At 61.8% G+C, this 18,957-nt stretch carries 17 protein-coding genes, 1 tRNA gene and 1 riboswitch; of the genes, 10 read left to right on the top strand and 8 right to left on the bottom strand.

Going from position 1 to position 18,957, the window contains the following annotated elements; translation table 11 throughout:
• Window positions 1–16: 16 nt before the first annotated feature.
• Window positions 17–2,377: a TonB-dependent receptor gene (locus KSAC_RS08835; RefSeq protein ID WP_132305140.1), complete on the bottom strand. Its 2,361-nt coding sequence runs from the start codon at window positions 2,375–2,377 to the stop codon at window positions 17–19.
• A gap of 171 nt (window positions 2,378–2,548) precedes the next feature.
• Between KSAC_RS08835 and phoU the strand changes: the two genes are divergently transcribed.
• Together phoU and KSAC_RS08825 are read left to right on the top strand one after the other, a co-directional pair.
• Window positions 2,549–3,268: a phosphate signaling complex protein PhoU gene (phoU, locus tag KSAC_RS08830; RefSeq protein ID WP_102325349.1), complete on the top strand. Its 720-nt coding sequence runs from the start codon at window positions 2,549–2,551 to the stop codon at window positions 3,266–3,268.
• Complete coding sequence (locus KSAC_RS08825; protein ID WP_102325350.1) at window positions 3,258–3,986, top strand: response regulator; 729 nt, start codon at window positions 3,258–3,260, stop codon at window positions 3,984–3,986. The genes phoU and KSAC_RS08825 overlap by 11 nt, the downstream gene beginning before the upstream one ends.
• 18 nt (window positions 3,987–4,004) lie before the next feature.
• Here KSAC_RS08825 and KSAC_RS08820 read toward each other — a convergent pair whose 3' ends face one another.
• The 4 genes from KSAC_RS08820 to KSAC_RS08805 form a co-directional block, all read right to left on the bottom strand.
• Window positions 4,005–4,499, bottom strand: a complete 495-nt coding sequence (locus tag KSAC_RS08820; protein ID WP_132305138.1) for a peptide deformylase — start codon at window positions 4,497–4,499, stop codon at window positions 4,005–4,007.
• A 21-nt stretch (window positions 4,500–4,520) separates the two neighbouring features.
• A complete protein-coding gene (locus KSAC_RS08815) occupies window positions 4,521–5,057 on the bottom strand; it encodes a hypothetical protein (RefSeq protein WP_243705166.1) in 537 nt (178 codons plus the stop codon).
• 332 nt (window positions 5,058–5,389) lie between these two features.
• Entirely contained in the window at window positions 5,390–7,012 is a 1,623-nt protein-coding gene (locus KSAC_RS08810; RefSeq protein WP_243705165.1) for a carbohydrate porin, read from the bottom strand.
• A 152-nt stretch (window positions 7,013–7,164) separates the two neighbouring features.
• Window positions 7,165–7,392, bottom strand: a riboswitch (cobalamin riboswitch).
• Window positions 7,393–7,421: 29 nt separating this feature from the next.
• Window positions 7,422–8,363 (bottom strand): ribokinase, encoded by a 942-nt coding sequence (locus KSAC_RS08805; RefSeq protein ID WP_132305136.1) that lies wholly within the window; start codon window positions 8,361–8,363, stop codon window positions 7,422–7,424.
• 105 nt (window positions 8,364–8,468) lie between these two features.
• On the opposite strand from KSAC_RS08805, the gene KSAC_RS08800 reads away from it, so the two are divergent.
• Window positions 8,469–9,518 (top strand): redoxin domain-containing protein, encoded by a 1,050-nt coding sequence (locus tag KSAC_RS08800; protein ID WP_102325353.1) that lies wholly within the window; start codon window positions 8,469–8,471, stop codon window positions 9,516–9,518.
• Here the strand turns inward: KSAC_RS08800 and KSAC_RS08795 are convergent.
• The 3 genes from KSAC_RS08795 to KSAC_RS08785 form a co-directional block, all read right to left on the bottom strand.
• The gene (locus KSAC_RS08795; protein WP_243705164.1) at window positions 9,508–11,997 is read right to left on the bottom strand and encodes an EAL domain-containing protein; all 2,490 of its coding nucleotides are present in this window, start codon (window positions 11,995–11,997) and stop codon (window positions 9,508–9,510) included. The genes KSAC_RS08800 and KSAC_RS08795 overlap by 11 nt on opposite strands.
• A 229-nt stretch (window positions 11,998–12,226) precedes the next feature.
• Window positions 12,227–12,676, bottom strand: coding sequence for a cupin domain-containing protein (locus KSAC_RS08790; protein WP_118962711.1), 450 nt, complete (start codon window positions 12,674–12,676; stop codon window positions 12,227–12,229).
• Window positions 12,677–13,250: 574 nt separating this feature from the next.
• Window positions 13,251–13,336: transfer RNA gene (locus tag KSAC_RS08785), tRNA-Tyr, on the bottom strand.
• Between the two features lie 116 nt (window positions 13,337–13,452).
• Between KSAC_RS08785 and rlmB the strand changes: the two genes are divergently transcribed.
• The 7 genes from rlmB (at window position 13,453) to KSAC_RS08755 (ending at window position 18,407) form a co-directional block, all read left to right on the top strand.
• Window positions 13,453–14,280: a 23S rRNA (guanosine(2251)-2'-O)-methyltransferase RlmB gene (gene rlmB / locus KSAC_RS08780; protein WP_102325356.1), complete on the top strand. Its 828-nt coding sequence runs from the start codon at window positions 13,453–13,455 to the stop codon at window positions 14,278–14,280.
• A gap of 170 nt (window positions 14,281–14,450) precedes the next feature.
• Entirely contained in the window at window positions 14,451–14,801 is a 351-nt protein-coding gene (locus KSAC_RS08775; RefSeq protein WP_102325357.1) for a RidA family protein, read from the top strand.
• Window positions 14,802–14,908: 107 nt separating this feature from the next.
• The gene (locus KSAC_RS08770; protein WP_279433709.1) at window positions 14,909–15,913 is read left to right on the top strand and encodes an SDR family oxidoreductase; all 1,005 of its coding nucleotides are present in this window, start codon (window positions 14,909–14,911) and stop codon (window positions 15,911–15,913) included.
• A 46-nt stretch (window positions 15,914–15,959) separates the two neighbouring features.
• A complete protein-coding gene (locus KSAC_RS17720; RefSeq protein ID WP_257997648.1) occupies window positions 15,960–16,082 on the top strand; it encodes a hypothetical protein in 123 nt (40 codons plus the stop codon).
• Between the two features lie 307 nt (window positions 16,083–16,389).
• Window positions 16,390–16,827, top strand: coding sequence for a CHRD domain-containing protein (locus KSAC_RS08765; protein ID WP_118962713.1), 438 nt, complete (start codon window positions 16,390–16,392; stop codon window positions 16,825–16,827).
• Window positions 16,828–16,957: 130 nt separating this feature from the next.
• Window positions 16,958–17,479, top strand: a complete 522-nt coding sequence (locus KSAC_RS08760; RefSeq protein ID WP_408884727.1) for a hypothetical protein — start codon at window positions 16,958–16,960, stop codon at window positions 17,477–17,479.
• A 58-nt stretch (window positions 17,480–17,537) separates the two neighbouring features.
• Window positions 17,538–18,407 carry an aldose 1-epimerase family protein gene (locus tag KSAC_RS08755; RefSeq protein WP_132305132.1) on the top strand — a complete coding sequence of 290 codons (870 nt, stop codon included), beginning with the start codon at window positions 17,538–17,540 and terminating at the stop codon, window positions 18,405–18,407.
• The last annotated feature ends 550 nt before the right edge of the window (window positions 18,408–18,957 follow it).

Here is an 18,957-nt window from a genome sequence, read left to right as displayed (position 1 = left end):
CGCGGGCATGCGGCCTTCAGAAGCCTGATGCTGCCGTAAACAGCACCGCCAGCCCGCCGCCCACGTAATATTGCGGCCCGTCGGCTGCGGTCAGGGTAGGGGTCGCAACGCCGGACAGGTAATGCTGGTTGGTGATGTTGACGAAGTTCATCCGGAATTCGGGATGTGACAGAAAGGCATGGTCGTCCATGCGGTAGCCGATGGCAAGATTGCCCGTGGTGTGGTCGGGCATGCGTTCATCATTCATGAAGGTGGAATACTGCCGGCCCGTATAATGGACCGACGCGATACCGAAGAAGTGGCCGTCATCATAACTCAGCCCGGCGGAAGCCTGCAGCGTCGGGCTTTCCACCGCTGTCTTGCCCCGCGTGGCCAGCATGCCGCTGGTGGAGGGGATGTCACTGTCAATGGTCGCGTGCAGGTATTCCCCCGACAGATAGGGTGCGAAGTGATGCCATGGCTTCAGCCCGATTTCCACATCGACCCCGCGTGATGTCTGGCCCCCGCCATTGATGGTGGAATCAACCTGCGCGCCGTTCACGTTCAGCAGCGTTTGGATTTCGCGGTTGGTGAAATCATAGTTGAACAGCGTAAGGCTGCCGATAATCAGGTTGCCGCTGTAGCGGTAGCCCAGTTCCTCCGATACGGAATATTCGTTCTTGAGCTGGGTTGTGATCCCGCTGGCCGTCACTCCGCCAAACAGCGCGCTTTCATCCGGTGTGCGGAAATTGGTGGTGGTGTTGAAGAATACCATATGCCGGGGCGTGATGCGGTAGCGGATGGCGATGCGCGGCAGTGGCGTAGCGGCATTGCTGCCCGCAGCCGTCTGCACGCCAGCCGAAGTGGTGGTGCCATGGCGGTCCAGCATTACTTCCTTGAAGCCGACATCAACCATAAGCCTGTGGTTGAGGAAGTGCATCCGGTCGCCCACATACAGCGCATTGGTCTGGGAAATCATATGGTAGCTGCCTGCATCAAGCTGCTGGCCATCGGGCAGCAGCACGGTGCGGCTGATCCGGTCCACCCATATGTCCGGCGCGTAACCGCTGCCGTTTACGGCGGTAAAGGGCTGGTGTTCGCTATCGTCGGAATAGTCGTACCAGTAGCCGAACACCAGATCATGGTTGGCTACCTGCCAGTCCAGGGCGGCATTGAAGCCGGAACGGTAACTGGTCTGGGTCCAGTTGGCGCGCACGACGGCATCCGCATCGGGCACCCCGGCGGGGCTTGCCCCGCTGAACATTCCGGTTTCCCCCATCGTCGTGCCGCCGGGATCGTTGCCGTAGCTCCATTGGGCATAGGGCGTGAGCTTGAGGTGCAGCCGGTCCGCCAGCGTCAGCCGCGCCGGTGCCGCGACGTAGAAGATACGTTCGGGCTGGCGGTACAGCGCCCAGTAATCGGTGCCCCCCGCGGCATCGTTCGGGTTGTAGGTGGCGGCAAGGTTGTTTGCCGCCCCATGCGGTCCTTCGGCCTGCCAGTCCGCCTTGTCCACGGGGGGATAGTAGCTGGCGACCATCGTATTCCACGTGCCCAGCACCGAAACGCGGTTGCCCGCCCCCCATTCGCGCAGGAACTTGAAATCGATATGCTGGCGTTCATCATGGCCGGGACCGCGCCAGTTATCGGTATAACCATGGGAATACGACACGAAGCCCCGTATGCCGGTATGCCCGATCTGCCCCGTTTCCAGCCGCAGGAACTGCCGGTTGGTGTTGTACGAACCATAGGACACATCCGCATACCCACCCGCGCGGGTGGACGGATCGCGGAAGGACAGGTTCATGAGGCCACCCGCCGCGTTCAGCACGGGGGAATCAAGATCCGCCGATCCCTGTTCGAGCGAGACGCTCTGGTAATTCTCGGTATCGGCGAACTGACCCGGATAACCGTTGTAATAGGCGATGTCGTTAAGCGGCATGCCTTCAAGCACGTAACCCAGCGAATCCCCGCCCAGCCCGCGTACGCTGATATTGGTCTGGGGTGAAAATCCCAGCGGATCGGATGAGGATACATTGGCGCCCGGCAGCAGGCTGACCATGTCGAACGCGGTAGCACTTGGCGCCTGCTTGCGCATGAAATCAGTGCCGATGGTGCTGACGGATTTTGCCGCGTCCTCCTCCCGGATCAGGCCACCACCGGGCTGGGTGCCGACCACGTGCTGGCTGGTCACGGTCATCCGCTCCACCTTGGGGGCGGCTGGCTGGCTGGTGGTATGGGACGTGGCCGGGGCGGCGGTGGATGTGGCGGGGACGTTGTCGTTACCCGCGGCCATGCCTGGCCCCATGCCCAGCGCCATGCCAAGGGCCGCCGTAAGCATCTGACGGCATGAGAGAATACCGGCATCGGGCACAACAGGGGGGCGGGGTGTGCGCGGCATTTCGTATTCCTGAAAAAATCTTTTTATTTCATTATTTTGTCCCACCCCGCTGGGGTATGACATCGTCTTGAACAAATTCGGGACCGATATAATATACTCAAATAGCGTATCGTAAGCCCCGTTTTCGGGCACATCCCGTATAATTGTGCGGGCAGGCAGGAAGGTTCGCAGGTGGGACAGGAATCGGCACATATCGTACGCAGTTATGAACAGGAGCTGGAGCATCTGCGCTCCATGATGGCACGCATGGGCGGCCTGGTGGAGCGACAGACATCGCAGGCCATCGCCGCCATCGCCGACCGTGACGAAAGCGCCGCCGGGATCGCATCCGACCTCGATCCGCAGGTCGATACGCTGGAACGCGATGTGGAAGCCATGGTCATCCGCATCCTCGCCCTGCGTTCGCCGGTGGCGGGCGACCTGCGTGAAGTGGTGTCGGCGCTGAAGATCACGGGGGACATGGAACGCATCGGCGACTGCGCCGCCTCCATCGCGCGGCGGTCGCTGCGGGCGGAACTGGTGGCGTCGCGTGTCTCGCTCAGCGGGCTGCGCGGCATGGGCCGCCTCGTGCAGGACAACCTGCGCCGCGCCATTGACGCGATGAGCCAGCGCAACGCCACGCTTGCGCGGGAAGTCTGGCAGTCCGATACGGCGGTGGACGAACTGTACAACGCCATGTTCCGTGAACTGGTTACCTACATGATGGAAGACCCGCGCAACATCGGCGCCTGCACGCATCTGCTGTTCATCGCCAAGAACCTTGAACGCATCGGCGATCACGCCACCAACATCGCCGAACGGGTCTATTACACCGCCACGGGCGAAATCCTGCCTGTCGTGCGCCCGCGTGGCGGCTTCTCCGGGCAGGGAGGGCGGGACGGTGCAGCCTGACCGACCGCTTCGCATCCTTGTTGCGGAAGATGATGCCGCCCTGTCCGTCATGCTGTCCTACAATCTGGAGGCTGCGGGCCACACCGTCATGCCGGTGGATAACGGTCTGGACGCCCTGCGCGAAGTAACCGAGTGGAAGCCCGACCTCGTGCTGCTGGACTGGATGATGCCGGGCCTGTCAGGGGTGGACCTGTGCCGAAGGCTGCGCATGGCCACCGCCACGCGCTACCTGCCCGTCATCATGCTGACCGCGCGCGGGGAAGAACGCGATTCCGTCCATGCACTCGATCTGGGTGCGGATGACTATCTGGTCAAGCCGTGCGGGATGGACGTGCTGCATGCGCGTGTGCGCGCCGTCATGCGGCGCAGCATGGGCCGGGCGGCGGGGGCTTCCGCCCTGCCGGTGGAAGACGTGCTGAACTTTGCCGATGTCACGCTGGACCACGGCGCGCGCCGGGTTACGCGTGGGGGGGCAGCCATTGCCCTTGGTCCCACGGAATACCGTATCCTGCTGCACCTCATGCGTCATCCCCGCCGGGTCTTTTCACGCGCCGAGATACTGGCATCGGCGTGGGATGACGGCATCCATGTGGAAGAACGCACCGTGGACGTGCATATCCGCAGGCTGCGTCTGGCGCTCAACGCATCCGGCGGGGCGGACCTGATCCGTACGGTCCGTTCCAGTGGCTATATGCTTGATGACGGGAAGGTGGACTGAACCCGGTCCACCCATCCATTACCGTTCCAGCCTGGCGAACCGTTTGACCGCCCGTTCCCGGCGCAGGCGGGACAGGCGGCGTATCCAGAAAATGCCGTTGATCTGGTCGATTTCATGCTGGAGGCACACGGCCATGAGGCCATCCGCCTCCTCCTCGGCCTGTGTGCCATCGGGGCGGGTATAGCGCACCCGCACGCGCGCCGGGCGCGTGATCGGGCCATGGATGCCGGGCATGGACACGCTGCCCTCCTCACGGGTTACGCTTTCATCGGACTGCCAGACGATTTCCGGGTTGGCATAGACATGCGGCCCGTCACCGTCCGGCAGGTCAATGACGACAAGCCGCTGGCTGATGCCTGCATGGCAGGCGGTAATGCCGATGCCGGGTGCCGCATGCATGGTTTCCAGCAGGTCGGCGGCCAGTTGTCGCGTAGCCGCCGATGAGGCGTCCACCGGGTCTGCGGCTTGTTCCAGGCAGGGATGTGGAAAGCGGATGATGGGCAGAATGGCCATGACAGGTGTCCGGCTCCCCGGTCAGTAAAGGAAAGGACCGTTATCGTCCGCGTTCAGGTTGGTGTAGTAGGGAATATAGAAATTCATGCCAAACGGGCTGTAGGTATGGTCAATGCCCGATACGGGCCGCATGGGTTTGACATCGTGTTCGGCAAGGCAGTCGTACAGCGTCTCGCGCAGGGTGCTGTTTTCCTTATCGGACTTCGGGGTGCCGTAAAACAGTTCATGCGCGTAGGGTTTGCACGCCTGCGGCGTATGGTCGTAATAGCGGGCGTACTGTTCCTGCCGGTTTTTGATGATATCCGCATCGGGTATCCACTGATGCGTGGCGACTGATGTATGCCAGATCTGCTTCCATCCGGTGTGCATGTGGGGCAGGCGGGCAATGGCGACGCCATCCTGCCGTGTGCCATCCTTGCGCACCACCGTGCCGTGACAGGCCAGAACCTGCATATGGTCGTCATAGACGGCGCTTTTGATCGTGCCATCTTCAAAACGGATTGCGGGGGAAGCCTGCGGCGCACCCTGATTGGCAGTTGCCACCACGGCGGACGTCACGGCTGGCTGTCTGCAGTAATTCACCAGTGGACGCGGTGCATGCTGCGCGCAGGCGGCCATGCTGAGCGGGAGACATAAAGCAACAAGACGGCGCAACGGATTCTTCCTTTACAGTTAGGGTGCGTGACATGGTCATCCGCCCTGTCCCTTCACGGGTATAGAAGGGCTGGCGGCCTCACAATAATGTAAATTTCAATGCCGGTCTGTGCTTTTGTTCCCGTATGACCTGCCGGGACCGCCAGTATGTGCTGGCAGTCCCCTTGTGGTGTGAAAACATTTCCATTTGCCCCCGTGCATCACGACGATAATGCGGGGGGGCGAACGGGACGTTTTCAGAAGGTCAGGCTGCTGTGCAGGCCGAAAACGGCCTCGTTGCCCACGCGGCGGTTTCCGGTCCAGTCCGTCACCCCCCCGGAGGGGTTCCAGACGTACTGGAAGTCAGGCTGCATCACCATCCACGGCGTGACCTGCGCCTGATAGGTCAGTTCCAGATGGTTTTCATTGCCCTGCACGATTGATCCGCTGTCGCGGTCGAACTGGCGCTGGCCTGAACTGGCCCGGCCAATGCCCCAGCCCAGCCCGATCGTGTCGTTGTCACGCCCCCTGAACGGCGCCTTCAGGTTCACGCCCGCATCGATGGCGAAGCTGATCAGGTTGCGGTCGCCGCCATTGCCGGTCGCACGCAGGAACACGCCCACCGACCGTGCGGATTGCAGCGAAGGCCGCCAGATCATCTGGTCGATGATGCCATACACCATCCAGTTGCCCCGGTCCCAGCGCGGGGTCAGGTCGGACTCCGTGCTGTTCACGTTCAGCGTCGCCGCCCCCAGCGAACCACCGTTGCGGTTATACCGGTAATCGGCGAATTTCGCCGTGTCGTAATACCCGCCCAGCTTGTAGATGCCCGGCAGGCCGGGGTCTTTCGTCACATGGGACATGTCGGCGGGCTGCGGGTTCAGCGCGTATTGCAGTTCGGTTATCAGCAGCGCGCCGGTGCCCATGTTGAAGTTGGTGCCATTGGCGCCGTCATAGGTCTGGCTGGTGGGATCGGAATTGTAACCGCTGATGGACCCGGTAGCCTGCTGGATGGGAAGCGAGTTGTAGCGGTTGCCCGGCGGGTTGTCGTCGGCGGCGGCGAACATGAAGGTGAACTTCTCGCTGGGGCGGTAGCGGATGCGGATGGCGGGCGAGGACAGCGGCCATGACGGGCCGCCGCCATACAGGTTGACCGACGGGGCCATGGGCCAGCCGAAATTGGCGTTGAGGTAAAGCGATGCGTAATCGCTGATGAGGAATTCGGTATCGAGATCCTGCTGCCCGATCTTCACGTCCAGCTTTCCGTTAAGGAAGGTCTGCTGGTACCACAGTTCGAACAGGCGGGTGGAGCGGTCGGCCTCGAACCCGCTGACGGGGTTGAAGTTGGCCAGGTGATCCTGCGAGATCGAACGCCCGCGCGTCTGCAGCGCGCTGACCTGGAACAGGCCGCCCTTCAGGCCAAACAGCTTTTCGGTATCAACGGTCAGCGTCGGCATGGTCACGCCATCATAGGACGGGCCGGTGCCCGAACCGGCTGCCCCGTCATTGCCCGAGGCCGAACCGCCGGTGCCGTTGCCCCAGAGTTCATCGACTTCCTGAATGTCGAAGGTGATGCCGTGTTTGTACAGCCATGGCCGCGCACTCCACATATTGCCCAGCAGGTTGCCGCTGGTATCGAGCCTGTCACCATCGCCCGCGGCCTTTTCCTCCGCATCGGCCTGCGCGCGTTCTGAATCGCGCACCGTCGCAGGGTCGATCTGCTGGACCAGCGGGGTGGAATTGCCAAGGCGGGCGCGGTCCTGCGCAAGCTGGGTGAGGGGTGTCTGGGCGTGGGCCTCGGGACCGCCGGCAGCGCAGCAGCCCAGTAATATGATGCGGGGCAGGTACCTGCACACCCGCAGGGAATGAAAGAATTTCATCAACAAAAACATCCCGTCAGGATGGGTCTGGTCATAACCGGCCACCACGCGGCGTTAACCGGGTGTCTGGTCGGTGCGGAACTGGCAATACGGGATGTTAACTGGTCGGATACATTCTTTTATGCCCATCTCCGGGAATACCCGCCCGGCGATATGGTAGGTGGACAACGGCAGGTCTCCTGGCTTGCGGGTCATTGCATTTCATCTACCTTCCCGGTCGGAGCCAGTGGTTGCCGCCTGATGGCGACGCCAGATGAAATACTCTCCGCCTACAGTTGCGGGTACAGCTACCGACTGCGACCCCGGGCATTGCACCCTGCCGGGTCTACGGCATTCCCTCTTTTACCCGCTTGCACGGGACCGTTGACTGATGGGGCGGACTATAATGCCTGCCGCCCTGCATGCAAGCTCAGCCCGGTGTCCGGTCAAGCAGGCATGCGACTTCATCGGCGGTCGGTGCCGCTTCGGCTGCACCCGCTCGGGTGGTGGCCAGCGCCCCGCAGGCAGCCGCGTAGCGCACGGCTTCGCCCAGCGTCGCCCCACGCGCCAGCGCAGTCGCCAGTCCGGCGTTGAAACAGTCCCCGGCCGCGACCGTATCAATCGCCCTGACCGCGAAAGGTGGTACGAAACCCCGTGTCGTGGCGGTGGAATATACCACGCCCCGGTGCCCCAGCTTGATAATGGCCGTGTGCGTGCCGCGTTCATGCAGGATCCGGGCGGCGTGCAGGGCGGTAGCTTCATCGACGGGCAGGATACCGGTCAGTTCGCGCGTTTCGTTTTCATTGGGGGTCAGGATATCCGCCAGGGCGAATAAGGCGTCGGGCAGACCGGTTGCAGGCACCGGGGCCGGGTCCAGCACGACCGGTATGTTCCGGGCACGGGCCTGTCGTGCGACGGCCTGCACCAGCTCCGCATCCATTTCCATCTGCATCATGACTACTGCCGCATTGTCCAGCACCGGGGCCAGATGGGCACAGGCTTCGGCCCCATGGGCCATGTTGGCGCCGCCATCCACCAGAATCTGGTTTTCCCCCGCATGGTTGATGGTAATGAAGGCCCGGCCCGTGCCCGCCTGCGGATCGGCCAGAAGCCAGCGCGCGTTCACCCCGGCATCGTGCAGGGTGGTGCGCGCCATCTCGGCCAGCATGTCGGTTCCGGTCCAGCCAGCCAGTGCCACGTCCTGTCCCAGCCGCGCCACCGCAACCGCCTGATTTGCGCCCTTGCCCCCCAGCCCGGTCGTGGAGGAATGGACATGCAGCGTTTCACCGGGATGCGGGAAACGCTCGACATGCGTGACAAAATCAATGTTCGTGCTGCCGATCACGGCAATATGGGCGGGGGACGTGGACATGGCGGACCTGACATGATGCAACGGATGACAACAGTCATATCAGCATGTCGCCGGACAGAAAAATATATGGTGCTGGCATGATGCCGCCATGGGGGATGGGAAATCATGAACGTATTGCCGGTTGCAGCGGGCGATCCGGCCCCACGGTTTGTGCAGCGCTGTACAACGCGGTGGGGTCATTACAGCTTTGACATGGCGGCGGGCCGATACAGCATTCTGTTCTTTTTTCCCTCCACCCTTGATCCGTGCGCGGCTCGCGCCCTGTCGGTCATGCGGGCGCGGGCCGCGCAGCAGGCGGACGGTGCGGTCGGTTTTTTTGGCGTCAGCGCGGACAGTGCGGATGAAACCCGTATCCCGGTTGTAACAGGCGGGGAATCCATCCGGTTTTTCCGGGATGCCGACCGCAGGGTGCATGACCTGTACGGGATCGGGGTGGGGCAATGCTTCTGGGTCGTGGTCGATCCCATGCTGCGTGTATGCCTCAGCATGCCCGATGCGCCGGGTGTGGCGGCGCGCGTGCTCGATCATGTCATGCGCCTGCCGCCCGTGCAGGATGGGCCGGTTCCCGCACTCATGCTGCCTGCCGTGCTGGAACCGGCGTTCTGTCAGGTGCTGATGGATTATTACCACACGCACGAATCCCGTCCGTCTGCCGTGCTGACGCGCGGGGCGGATGGAAAGCCGGTCAATATAATTGATTCTGGGTTCAAGAGCCGACGTGACTGCCTGTTACGCGACGGTGATCTTGTCCGGCAGTTACAGGCGCGCATCATCCGGCGTGTGGTGCCCGAAATTACCCGTGTGTTCCAGTGCACCGTGACCCGCATGGACCGCATGGTGCTGGGCCGGTACGATGCGGCGGAGGGTGGATGCTTCGGTCCGCATCGTGACAATACGGTGCCGGGGGCGGCCCACAGGCTGTTCGCCATCTCGATCACGCTGAACGATGATTATGGGGGCGGGGAACTCACCTTCCCCGAATTTTCGTCGCGCGGCCTGCGGCCGCCTGCTGGTGGCGCGGTGGTGTTTTCGTGTGCGCTGCTGCATGCGGTCCGCCCGGTAACGCAGGGGGTGCGGTATGCGTGTCTGCCCTTTGCGTTCAACGAGGCGTCCATGGCGGCGGCACGGGAAGCCAGCGCCCCGCTTACGGGTTGAGGGCGGACTGGAACCTGCGTTCGCGTATCCATGTATCGAGTGATTCAGCATCCATTGGATGGGCGAAATAGTACCCCTGTATCACGTCACAGCCGATGGCGCGTAGCTGGATGCACTGTTCGGCTTCTTCCACGCCTTCGGCAATTACGGTCATGCCCAGCGTATGGCCAATGCGGATGATGGCGGTCACCACCTGCCGTACATTGCCGGTGCTGCCGAAACCCTTCATGAAACTGCGGTCGATCTTGACCTCGTTTATGGGCAGGCTGGCAAGGTTGGCCAGGCTGGAATAACCGGTTCCGAAATCATCCATGGACAGGCCGATCCCCAGATTGCGGATTGCGACCGCCGTGGTCATGGTCTGCTCGAAATTCTCGATCATGGTGGTTTCGGTCAGTTCCACGATCAGCCGTTCCGGCGGGACGTTGGTCTGGTGCAGCACGGTGGCAAGCTGGGAAACCAGTTCGGGGTCCTGAAACTGTATGGCGGACAGGTTGACCGACACGGTCGGCACCGCCACGCCGCGTGCAATCCATTCGGCCATCTGTTCACATGCCACCCGTAACGACCATGCACCCAGCGCGCGGATCTGGCCGGTTTCTTCCGCCACGGGAATGAACCGCCCCGGCGGGATCGTGCCCAGCACCGGGTCGGTCCAGCGTGACAGGGCTTCCACCCCGTGCAGCCTGCCGGTCAGCACGTTCACCTGCGGCTGGTAGACAAGGTTCAGCCGCCTGTCGGCAATTGCTTCACGCAGGCTGGATGCCAGTATGACATGGTCATCGGCCTGGCGGGTCATGGACGGATGGAAGAAACGGTAGCAGCCGCGGCCCGCCTTCTTGGCCTGTGCCAGCGCGGTATAGGCCTGACGGAGGGTTTCCTCCATGTCCTGATCGTCGATATGGGTGCAGATGCCGATACTGCCCGAAATGCTGACCGGGATGCCATCCACGGTAAACGGTTCTTCAAGGTTATGGATGATGCGTTCGGCCAGAAGGGTAACGTCGGGCGCGTTTTCTTCGGTAATGATGACGAACTCGTCCCCTTCCGTGCGGATCAGGACATCGCGCCCGGCAATGCCGTGGCGCAGGCGGCGGGAGAGTTCCAGAAGTAGCTGGTCGGCCCGGCCCTGTCCCAGTGCCTCCACAATCTTGCGGAAGCGGTCGAGGTCGATGATCATGAGGCTGATCGGGGCGGCGGGCTGGCGGTTATCAAGTTCCTGCATGCGGCGGTTGAGCCACATGCGGTTGGGCAGGCTGGTCAGCCGGTCCGTATAGGACAGGCGTATGATGGATTCACGGCTGCGCTGCTGTTCGATGGCCAGCATGGCCAGATGCACGCAGGCGCTGACGATGCGGCGGTGCCAGACATCAGGTGCGCCGGGATTGCGGAAATACAGTGAAAAACTGCCCGCCACATCGCCGTTGCGCAGGATGATGGGCACGGCCCATTCCGCTGCAATCCCATGCGCGCGCATGGTGGCGCGCAGTTCGGGCCAGCGGGTTTCGGTGGCGAAATCCGCCACGACCACTTCTTCCGCCGTGGCCATGGCCGTGCCACAGGCCCCGCCTGTCGTGCTGGCCTCCAGCCCCTCAAGAGCGTGGAGCATGGGCAGCGGAATATTGCCATGGCCGCCCGGACGCACCGTCGGGCCACTGCCCAGCATGGCCACGGCCATGCAGTCGGGCGCGATCAGTTCGATCCGGCGGCACATGAAGTCCAGCATGACATCCAGCGGGAACTGGTCCGTCAGGGCTTCCACCACATCGCGTTGCAGTTCGCGTAACTGCTGGTCATGGGTGATGTCGTGCAGGACGACGATAATATCGCTTAACGTTTCATTCGTTGCGTAATGGGGGGTGACCGCGCAACGCAGCCGCAGTTCCCTGCCCTGCGGGGTGCGCGTGCGCATATCCAGTTCGAAGCCAGTGCGGTGCGAGAGGTGCTGCTGGAACTGGCGCAGGGTTTCGATATCGCCCTGCGTGTCGGACAGCAGGGAACTGAAGGCCATGCCGTGCAGCACATCCGCTTCCGTGCCAAGCAGGGCGAGGATGGCGCGGTTGGCATGGGTGATGCGGTATTGCGGGTCAAGAACCAGAATGCCCCGGTCGGTCGCATGGACGATCAGTTTGCTGATCTCCACTTCTTCGCGGTTGCGTTCCTCCTCCGTCCGGTCGTGCAGGCAGAGCAGTTCGTAGGGATGGCCGTTCCAGTTTATGCCCTCACGGCACAGATGCACCGGCACGCCCAGCCCGTCCTGGCGGCGCAGGGTGGTGTGGCATTTGCGCGCACCCTCCACCGGCATGGGTTCGCAGGCGTGGGACAGGTCGGGAAACAGCCGGCCCAGCCGTGTGTCGGCCATTTCGGCTTCATCATGGCCGGTCATCTCGCGGGCCGGGGAATTGCTGTAGACGATACGACCCGACCCGTCCGCTATCATCACGGCAAGCGACAGCTTCTCCAGCAAGGGTGAAGACATCTGTGAGATGTCCGACATGGTCGCCTCTTTCACTATGTGTCGTCTCACTTCACCAGGGGTAGCGGATGGGGTCGTCACGGCATGAAGGGCAGGAGTGTGGAACGGCGCAGGCTGTCAGGCAACAGCGATCACCAAAATATATTTCCTGTTGCCCTCACGGAATCGTTTTCGTGTACCTTGTTGTTTTTTAAACACAAATAACGTTATTGCGATTTCGCAACAGTCTGTATCAGTATTCCGGTTTTTCCCCTTTTGCGGGAATGGAGGTCGGTGTGCCCGGTGTGCCGGCATAGGTCAGCAGCAGGACGGTCCGTGTCTCCCCCGTTTCGCCGCGATGGGTATCGTTGACTGATTCGGCAAAGGCCTGCCCTTGATGGAAGGTCTGCGTTTTGCCCGTTTCCCGGTCATGGATTGTCAACTGCCCTTCCAGCACATACCCCGCGTTCGGTACCGGATGGGTGTGCCATGGCAGGGCGGTATGCGCGGGAATGGTCAGCCGGATCATGGTCAGTTCCGGTTGTGTGGTGGGGTATTTTTCATACGCCATGCCATTCCATGCGTGATCGGCCTGAAGCAGGATATCCCGATGACCGGACGCAACCGACTGCGCATGTCCCGCCGTGCTGGCGGTAACGGCAATTGACAGACAGGCGGCAAGAATGGGGATTGACCGTAGCATCTGTATCTTTCCATTTGGTTGTCATTCTGAAATATAGCGCACGGTATGGTCAGGCGTTGCCATAATAATAGGAAAATGGTCGGCCCTATCGGATATTATCGGCCAAATACTTAAAATATCATTATCTTACAATATGTTACAAACAATATAGAAATAATTATTCGTAGAGTAAAATAATGGTTCATTCTGTACGGAAAAATAATCGACAATATTAAGTAAATATCAATCAACGCAGAAGAGAAGTTATGGGAATAATTTTCATCAATTCATTCGGAATGGAAGGCATCTGATGGGATGTATTGTTTTCATTATGTCAAAAAAATGAAAACGAAGGAAAAATTCATAATCTGACAGTAATGAGCGGCGTACGGGATGTATCCTGCGCCTGCGCAGGGTGCATGACCGAAGTCGTCCTGCCCGTCAGACGTGGATTCCGTGCGGGCGGTCCATACCCCACGTGCGTTGCCGCTACGGAGCGGTCCCGCGCGCGCATGGACTGCTGCCAGACCGTTACCGGCACGGGTGAGCGACCGCGTGTAGCGGTAAGACCTGATATTATATTGAGAAAGGAGAATGGTGGAGGGAGTTGGATTCGAACCAACGTAGGCGTACACCAGCGGATTTACAGTCCGCCCCCTTTAGCCACTCGGGCATCCCTCCGGGTTGGCGGGGTAATTAAGGGGTATGGCGGGGGGTGTCAATAGGTTTGGCGAAAAACTTCGCCCGCGTGCATTTCGGGGAATGACGCGGCCCGTCGTTAGGCTTAAAGAACGGGCATGAACATGCGCGCTCCCCGTCGTCGCGGCCATTCGCCTGCGGCCCCTTCCGCTTCGTCTTCCCGATCCGGACCTGACCGGGGTGGTCGGGGGGGGCGTGGGGCGGCCTCAGCCCCGCGTGGCACCTGCTGGCTGTATGGGCTGCATGCCGTACAGGCGGCGCTGGAAAACCCGGATCGCAAGCTGCGCCAGCTTCTGGTGACAGCCGAAGCCGAGGAAACGCTGGCCGAAAAGCTGGAAGGCGGTTTTCCCATCCAGCCCGTGCGGACCGAACGCGCGCGGCTGGACATGCTGTGTGGTGCCGATGCGGTTCATCAGGGCATGGCCCTGCTGGCCGATGCCCTGACCGCGCCTGATCTTGATACCGTGCTGGAACAGCCCGGACCGGTTCTGGTGCTCGATCAGGTGACCGACCCGCGCAATGTGGGGGCCATCCTGCGTTCGGCGGCGGCGTTTGGTGCGGTGGCTGTTGTCATGCAGGACCGTAACGCGCCGGAAGAAACCGGCACGCTTGCGCGCGCGGCATCCGGTGCGCTGGAAATCGTGCCGCTGATCCGTGTGGTCAACCTGTCGCGCGTGCTGGACGCGCTCAAGACCCGTGGGCTGTGGGTGGTGGGGCTGGATGCGGGCGGTGGCGTACTGGATGGCGCATCCTTCCACCAGCGTCGCGTCGCACTGGTGCTGGGGGCCGAAGGGGCCGGACTGCGACGGCTGACGCGCGAGCATTGTGACGAGATTGCCGGTCTGGCCATGAGCAGCCAGATGGAAAGCCTGAATGTATCCAATGCGGCGGCGGTCGCGTTGTACGAGATGTTCCGCCACCGCTGATTCCCGTCCGCGCAACTGTCACGTGGTTTCGCTTGCGCATCGGGTGGGCAGGGATGTCAGGCGGGTGACGCATCAATTCATATCGTTTCCATCCACGCCATGATCGGTTAGGCCAGCAGGGGCAGCCATGCCCGCGAGCATAACGAATCCCAGCACGGAAGGACCTTCATATGACCATTACACGCCTGCAACCCGAAGAAAGGCTGACCGGCGCCGTCGTGCATGGTGGCGTGGTCTATCTGGCCGGACAGGTGGCCGACGATCCCGACCTTGATGCACAGGGCCAGACGGCGGACATCCTGCGCCAGATTGACGCCCTGCTGGTGGAAGCGGGCACAAGCAGTGCGCGCCTGCTGTCAGTCCAGATTTTCCTGAGCGACATGAACGATATGGCGGCCATGAACCGTGCATGGGATGCGTGGCTTGATCCCGCGTGCAAGCCTGCGCGCGCCACGGTGGAAGCCCGCCTGGCCGATCCGCGCTGGAAGGTCGAGATCACCGGAATCGCAGCCCTGCCCTGATCCGCACGCAGGCAGAAAACGCGCCCGGCAGGCAACCCTGCGGCGGCGAAGGGTGTTCTGGTCTGTAAACAGGGTGTCAGCACCCCACAGACAAGGAGCATTCCATCATGCCTGATGACATGCATCATTCTTCATCCCGCCGGACGGTCCTGACGGGTGTGGCGGCCGGTCTTGTCACGGCCGCCGCCGCGTCGGGCCGGGCGCAGGGCGCGGAAATGACCGCCCCGCACGCCGCGCTGGTCGATCCGGAAAACGCCTATCCCCGCCCCCCGTTTCCCGAACAGTCACAGCCATGGCCCGGCCTTGCGGGCAAGATGACGCCACGGCCCGACCATGGGGAAACCAGCTATCGCGGGTCCGGTCGGCTGGCGGGGCGCAAGGCGCTGATTACGGGCGGGGATTCCGGCATCGGCCGTGCTGCGGCCATCGCCTATGCGCGGGAGGGGGCGGATGTCGCCATCGCCTACCTGCCACAGGAAGAACCCGATGCGCGCGAGGTTGTCGCCCTGATCCGGGAAGCCGGACGGAAAGCGGTGGCACTCCCCGGCGATCTGCGGGACAGGAAATACTGTACCTCGCTGGTTGAACGGGCGCATAGCGAACTGGGCGGGCTGGATATACTGGTCAGCAATGCGGGCCGCCAGCGTCATCAGGATTCCATCCTTGATATCAGCGACGAACAGTTTGACGAAACCTTCCGCACCAATATCTATTCGCTGTTTTACCTTAGCAAGGCGGCGATCCCGCTTATGCCGCGTGGCGGCGCGATTATTGCCACGGCTTCGGTCAACGCGTTCAATCCGTCCGAAATCCTGCTGGATTATTCCGCGACCAAGGGGGCCATTGTCGCCTTTGTCAAATCACTGGCCAAGCAGATGGTACAGCGCGGCATAAGGGTCAATGCCGTCGCCCCCGGCCCGTTCTGGACCGCACTGCAGATCAGTGGTGGCCAGACGGAGGAGAACATCCACAATTTTGGCGGCAATACCCCCATGGGCCGTGCCGGGCAGCCTGCGGAACTGGCCCCGGTCTATGTGCTGCTGGCATCGGCCGAGGCCAGCTACATTACCGGTCAGGTCTACGGGGCAGCGGGCGGTACGGGCGTGGGTTGACGGCAGGTGGCTACCGCGTCTTGTCGCCTTACGGGATCGGTGGCACATGGCATGGATGCGTGTGATCCTGTCCTGCCTGCTGATGCTGCTGGGTATCGTGGTGTGCTACTTTGCCATGGGCATGGTGGTGGATACCGGGCGTTTCATATCAGACGCGCACCCCTGGTAACGGGTGCCGTCCTGCCCTTGCGGAGGGTGTGATGCACTGTCAGTGGATCAACACGCATGGCCTCGCCAGCCTGTTATGGCCCCGTCGGCGTGGGTGCTATCAGCGGGTTTCGCTATGGTTCCGGCCGGATATGGCATGGATGGAACGCCCGCGCCCGCTGGATATATAAGGGGCCTGCGTACCGGGTCTGATAATGATTTGTATTGCATGACCGGTACGTTCATGCATCACATAAACATTCACTGCGTAAACATTACATCAACAATAAAGTATTGCATGAAGGCAGTATTCTGTAGTGGAGGTTGATATGGTCCGTTTTTTCGCCCTGCCCGCCCTTCTTGCGGCGAGCATCGCGGTCGCTTCTCCCGTTATGGCGGCAACCGTGCGGCTGGAAGGTCATTTCCAGCCCGAACATGCAACGACATCCCACCCCGAAGGTACGGTCCGGGCCACGCTCGATACCCACAGTAATCTGGTCAAATATACGCTGACATGGACCGGGCTGAGCGGGCCGGTCGTCGCCGCCCATTTCCATGGCCCCGCTTCGGCCAGTGAGGAAGCGGGCGTGCTCGTGCCCATTCCCGCCCCCTACAAATCCGGCCAGCACGGTTCCGTCCTGCTTTCATCCGAACAGGCGCAGGCCCTTCAGAACGGACAGGTTTACGTGAACCTGCACACAGCGGCCCTGCCCAATGGGGAAGCGCGCGCGCAACTGGCCCCGGTCACGCCCGGCGGGGCGAAATAAACTGAAGCTGAAGCGGTACATGTCCATGATATAATTTGCATGGCTGGTATTTGTGCGGCACTCTCAACGTGTGACATGGAAACCATGTCGGCCATGTAAGGATATGGGGCGACACCGTTCGCCGGAAGTCATGGAGTCTGCTTTGCGCCTTGCATCTCTGGCCGCCGCGGCGGTCGTTATGTCCGTGTCCTCTATCGGCCCTGTCACGTATGCTCATGCAGCCGATGCGCTGGGTGATCACACGGGAACCATTGCCTTTACCCTGTCGGCGGCGGATCTGGGGGCGGGTGTTTCGTGGGGGAAGGGTATCCTGACGTTTGAAGGGCACGACTATTCCTTCCGTATTCATGGTGGCTCCGGTGCCGCCATCGGGTTTTCCAGAACACGGGCTACGGGCACCGTCTATAACCTGTACCGCCTGCAGGATATCGAAGGGACATACTGGTCCGTTCAGGGCGAAGCGACGGTGGGCGCGGGCAAGGGTGGCGCCGTCATGGAAAACAATAACGGCATATATATCAAGTTTACATCCAGCAGCAGCGGGGCGCGGCTGGCCTTTTCAGTGGAACGCCTGACCCTGAAACTCAAACCTGCCAATGGGGACAAAGGCGCGCCTGCTCCGCTCACATCTGCTTCAACCGCGCATCAGTAGGCAGGGACCACCCTGATCGTGCATGGTGGCCCATCATGAAATGGATGGAGCCACCGGCATGACTGACGATACCCACACATTCGGCGATGGTGTTCTGGGCGCAACCGTAAGCGCCCACGGGGCGGAACTTCGTGCCCTGCGCGCCGGTGGCCGCGACCTGCTGTGGAGCGGGCAGGAACCGTGGCGGCGGCATTCCCCCGTGCTGTTTCCCATTGTGGGGCGGCTGGTGGATGATACCGCGTGGATCGACGGGCGCGGGTATCACATGACCCAGCACGGTTTCGCACGCGACAGTGCCTTTCGCTGGCTGGAGCGTGATGAAACCGGCTGCCGTCTGGAACTGGTCGATACGGCGCAGACGCGCGAAGTCTTTCCTTTTGCCTTCAGTCTCGTCATTGAATACCGCATCACGCAGGGCAGGCTGTCCGTGGGGTATTGCGTCACCAACCCTGATGTGCAGCGCGTCCTGTCCGCATCGCTGGGGGCGCATCCGGCCTTTATCTGGCCGCTGGCGCCCGATGTGCCCAAGGATCGCCATGCCATCGAATTCGATCAGCCCGAACCTGAAGACGTGCGCAGGCTGGACGGGGGGCTGCTGCTACCCGATCCGCTTCCCACCCCGGTACGGGGGCGTATGCTCCATCTGGATGAGGCGCTGTTTACGCATGATGCCCTGATTATGGACCGACCCGCCAGCCGGGGCCTGACATACCGCATTCCCGATGGTCCCGGCCTGCGGCTGACATGGGAAGGGTTTGCGCAACTGGGCATATGGATGAAGCCGGGGGCCGATTTCCTGTGCATCGAACCGTGGTACGGGCTGGCCAGTCCTGTCGGATTCAAGGGTGAATTTTCCACCCGTCCCGCAGTGTTCCATCTACAGCCGGGGCAGGAATGGCGGGCTTCGTGGCAGATTGGCTGTATCTGAGGAAACGGACGTTCCGGCAGGTGCATTTTTCATGCAACACCTGCCGGAAAAAGCCCTGCGAAAAAAGCATGGATCGGCCCGGAAATCTGCGAAAATATTATATTTGCAAGCATCGGGTTGCGGCGTAGCGTGCGCGGCAGGAGCAGCATGCGGCAAGCGCGCCCGCTAGGCTCACGGGAAACGCCTCGATGCGTAGTTTTTCTCCTGTCCCTGCCATGGGATTTTCCCCGTCTCCCGCTTTCCTTTCCATCCGTACCAGGGCCCGGCGCGTCGTCGCGTGGGTTGGTGCCGCGTATCGGAAACAGGGAATGATGCTGCTGGCCACGCTGCCCAGTATCGCCGTGCCGTCCGGTTGCCATGCCGGGATTGAAGGAGCGCCTTCCCTGCTGGCCCTGCGGGGTTGGGACCGGAACTGACCTGCGGCGGCGGTCAGTCCTGCCGGATATATCCTGATATGGCGGCGCATTCCGGTGCGCCGCCATATTCATATCTGCACGGTGGCATCCCCATAAGGCAGGCGTGCCGTGGCCACCCAGGGATTGGGGACGTG

Source organism: Komagataeibacter saccharivorans (assembly GCF_004348195.1).
GTDB classification, from domain to species: domain Bacteria; phylum Pseudomonadota; class Alphaproteobacteria; order Acetobacterales; family Acetobacteraceae; genus Komagataeibacter; species Komagataeibacter saccharivorans.
Note: the sequence above shows the minus strand (reverse complement) of the source record. Positions and strands in the feature narration are given on the sequence as shown.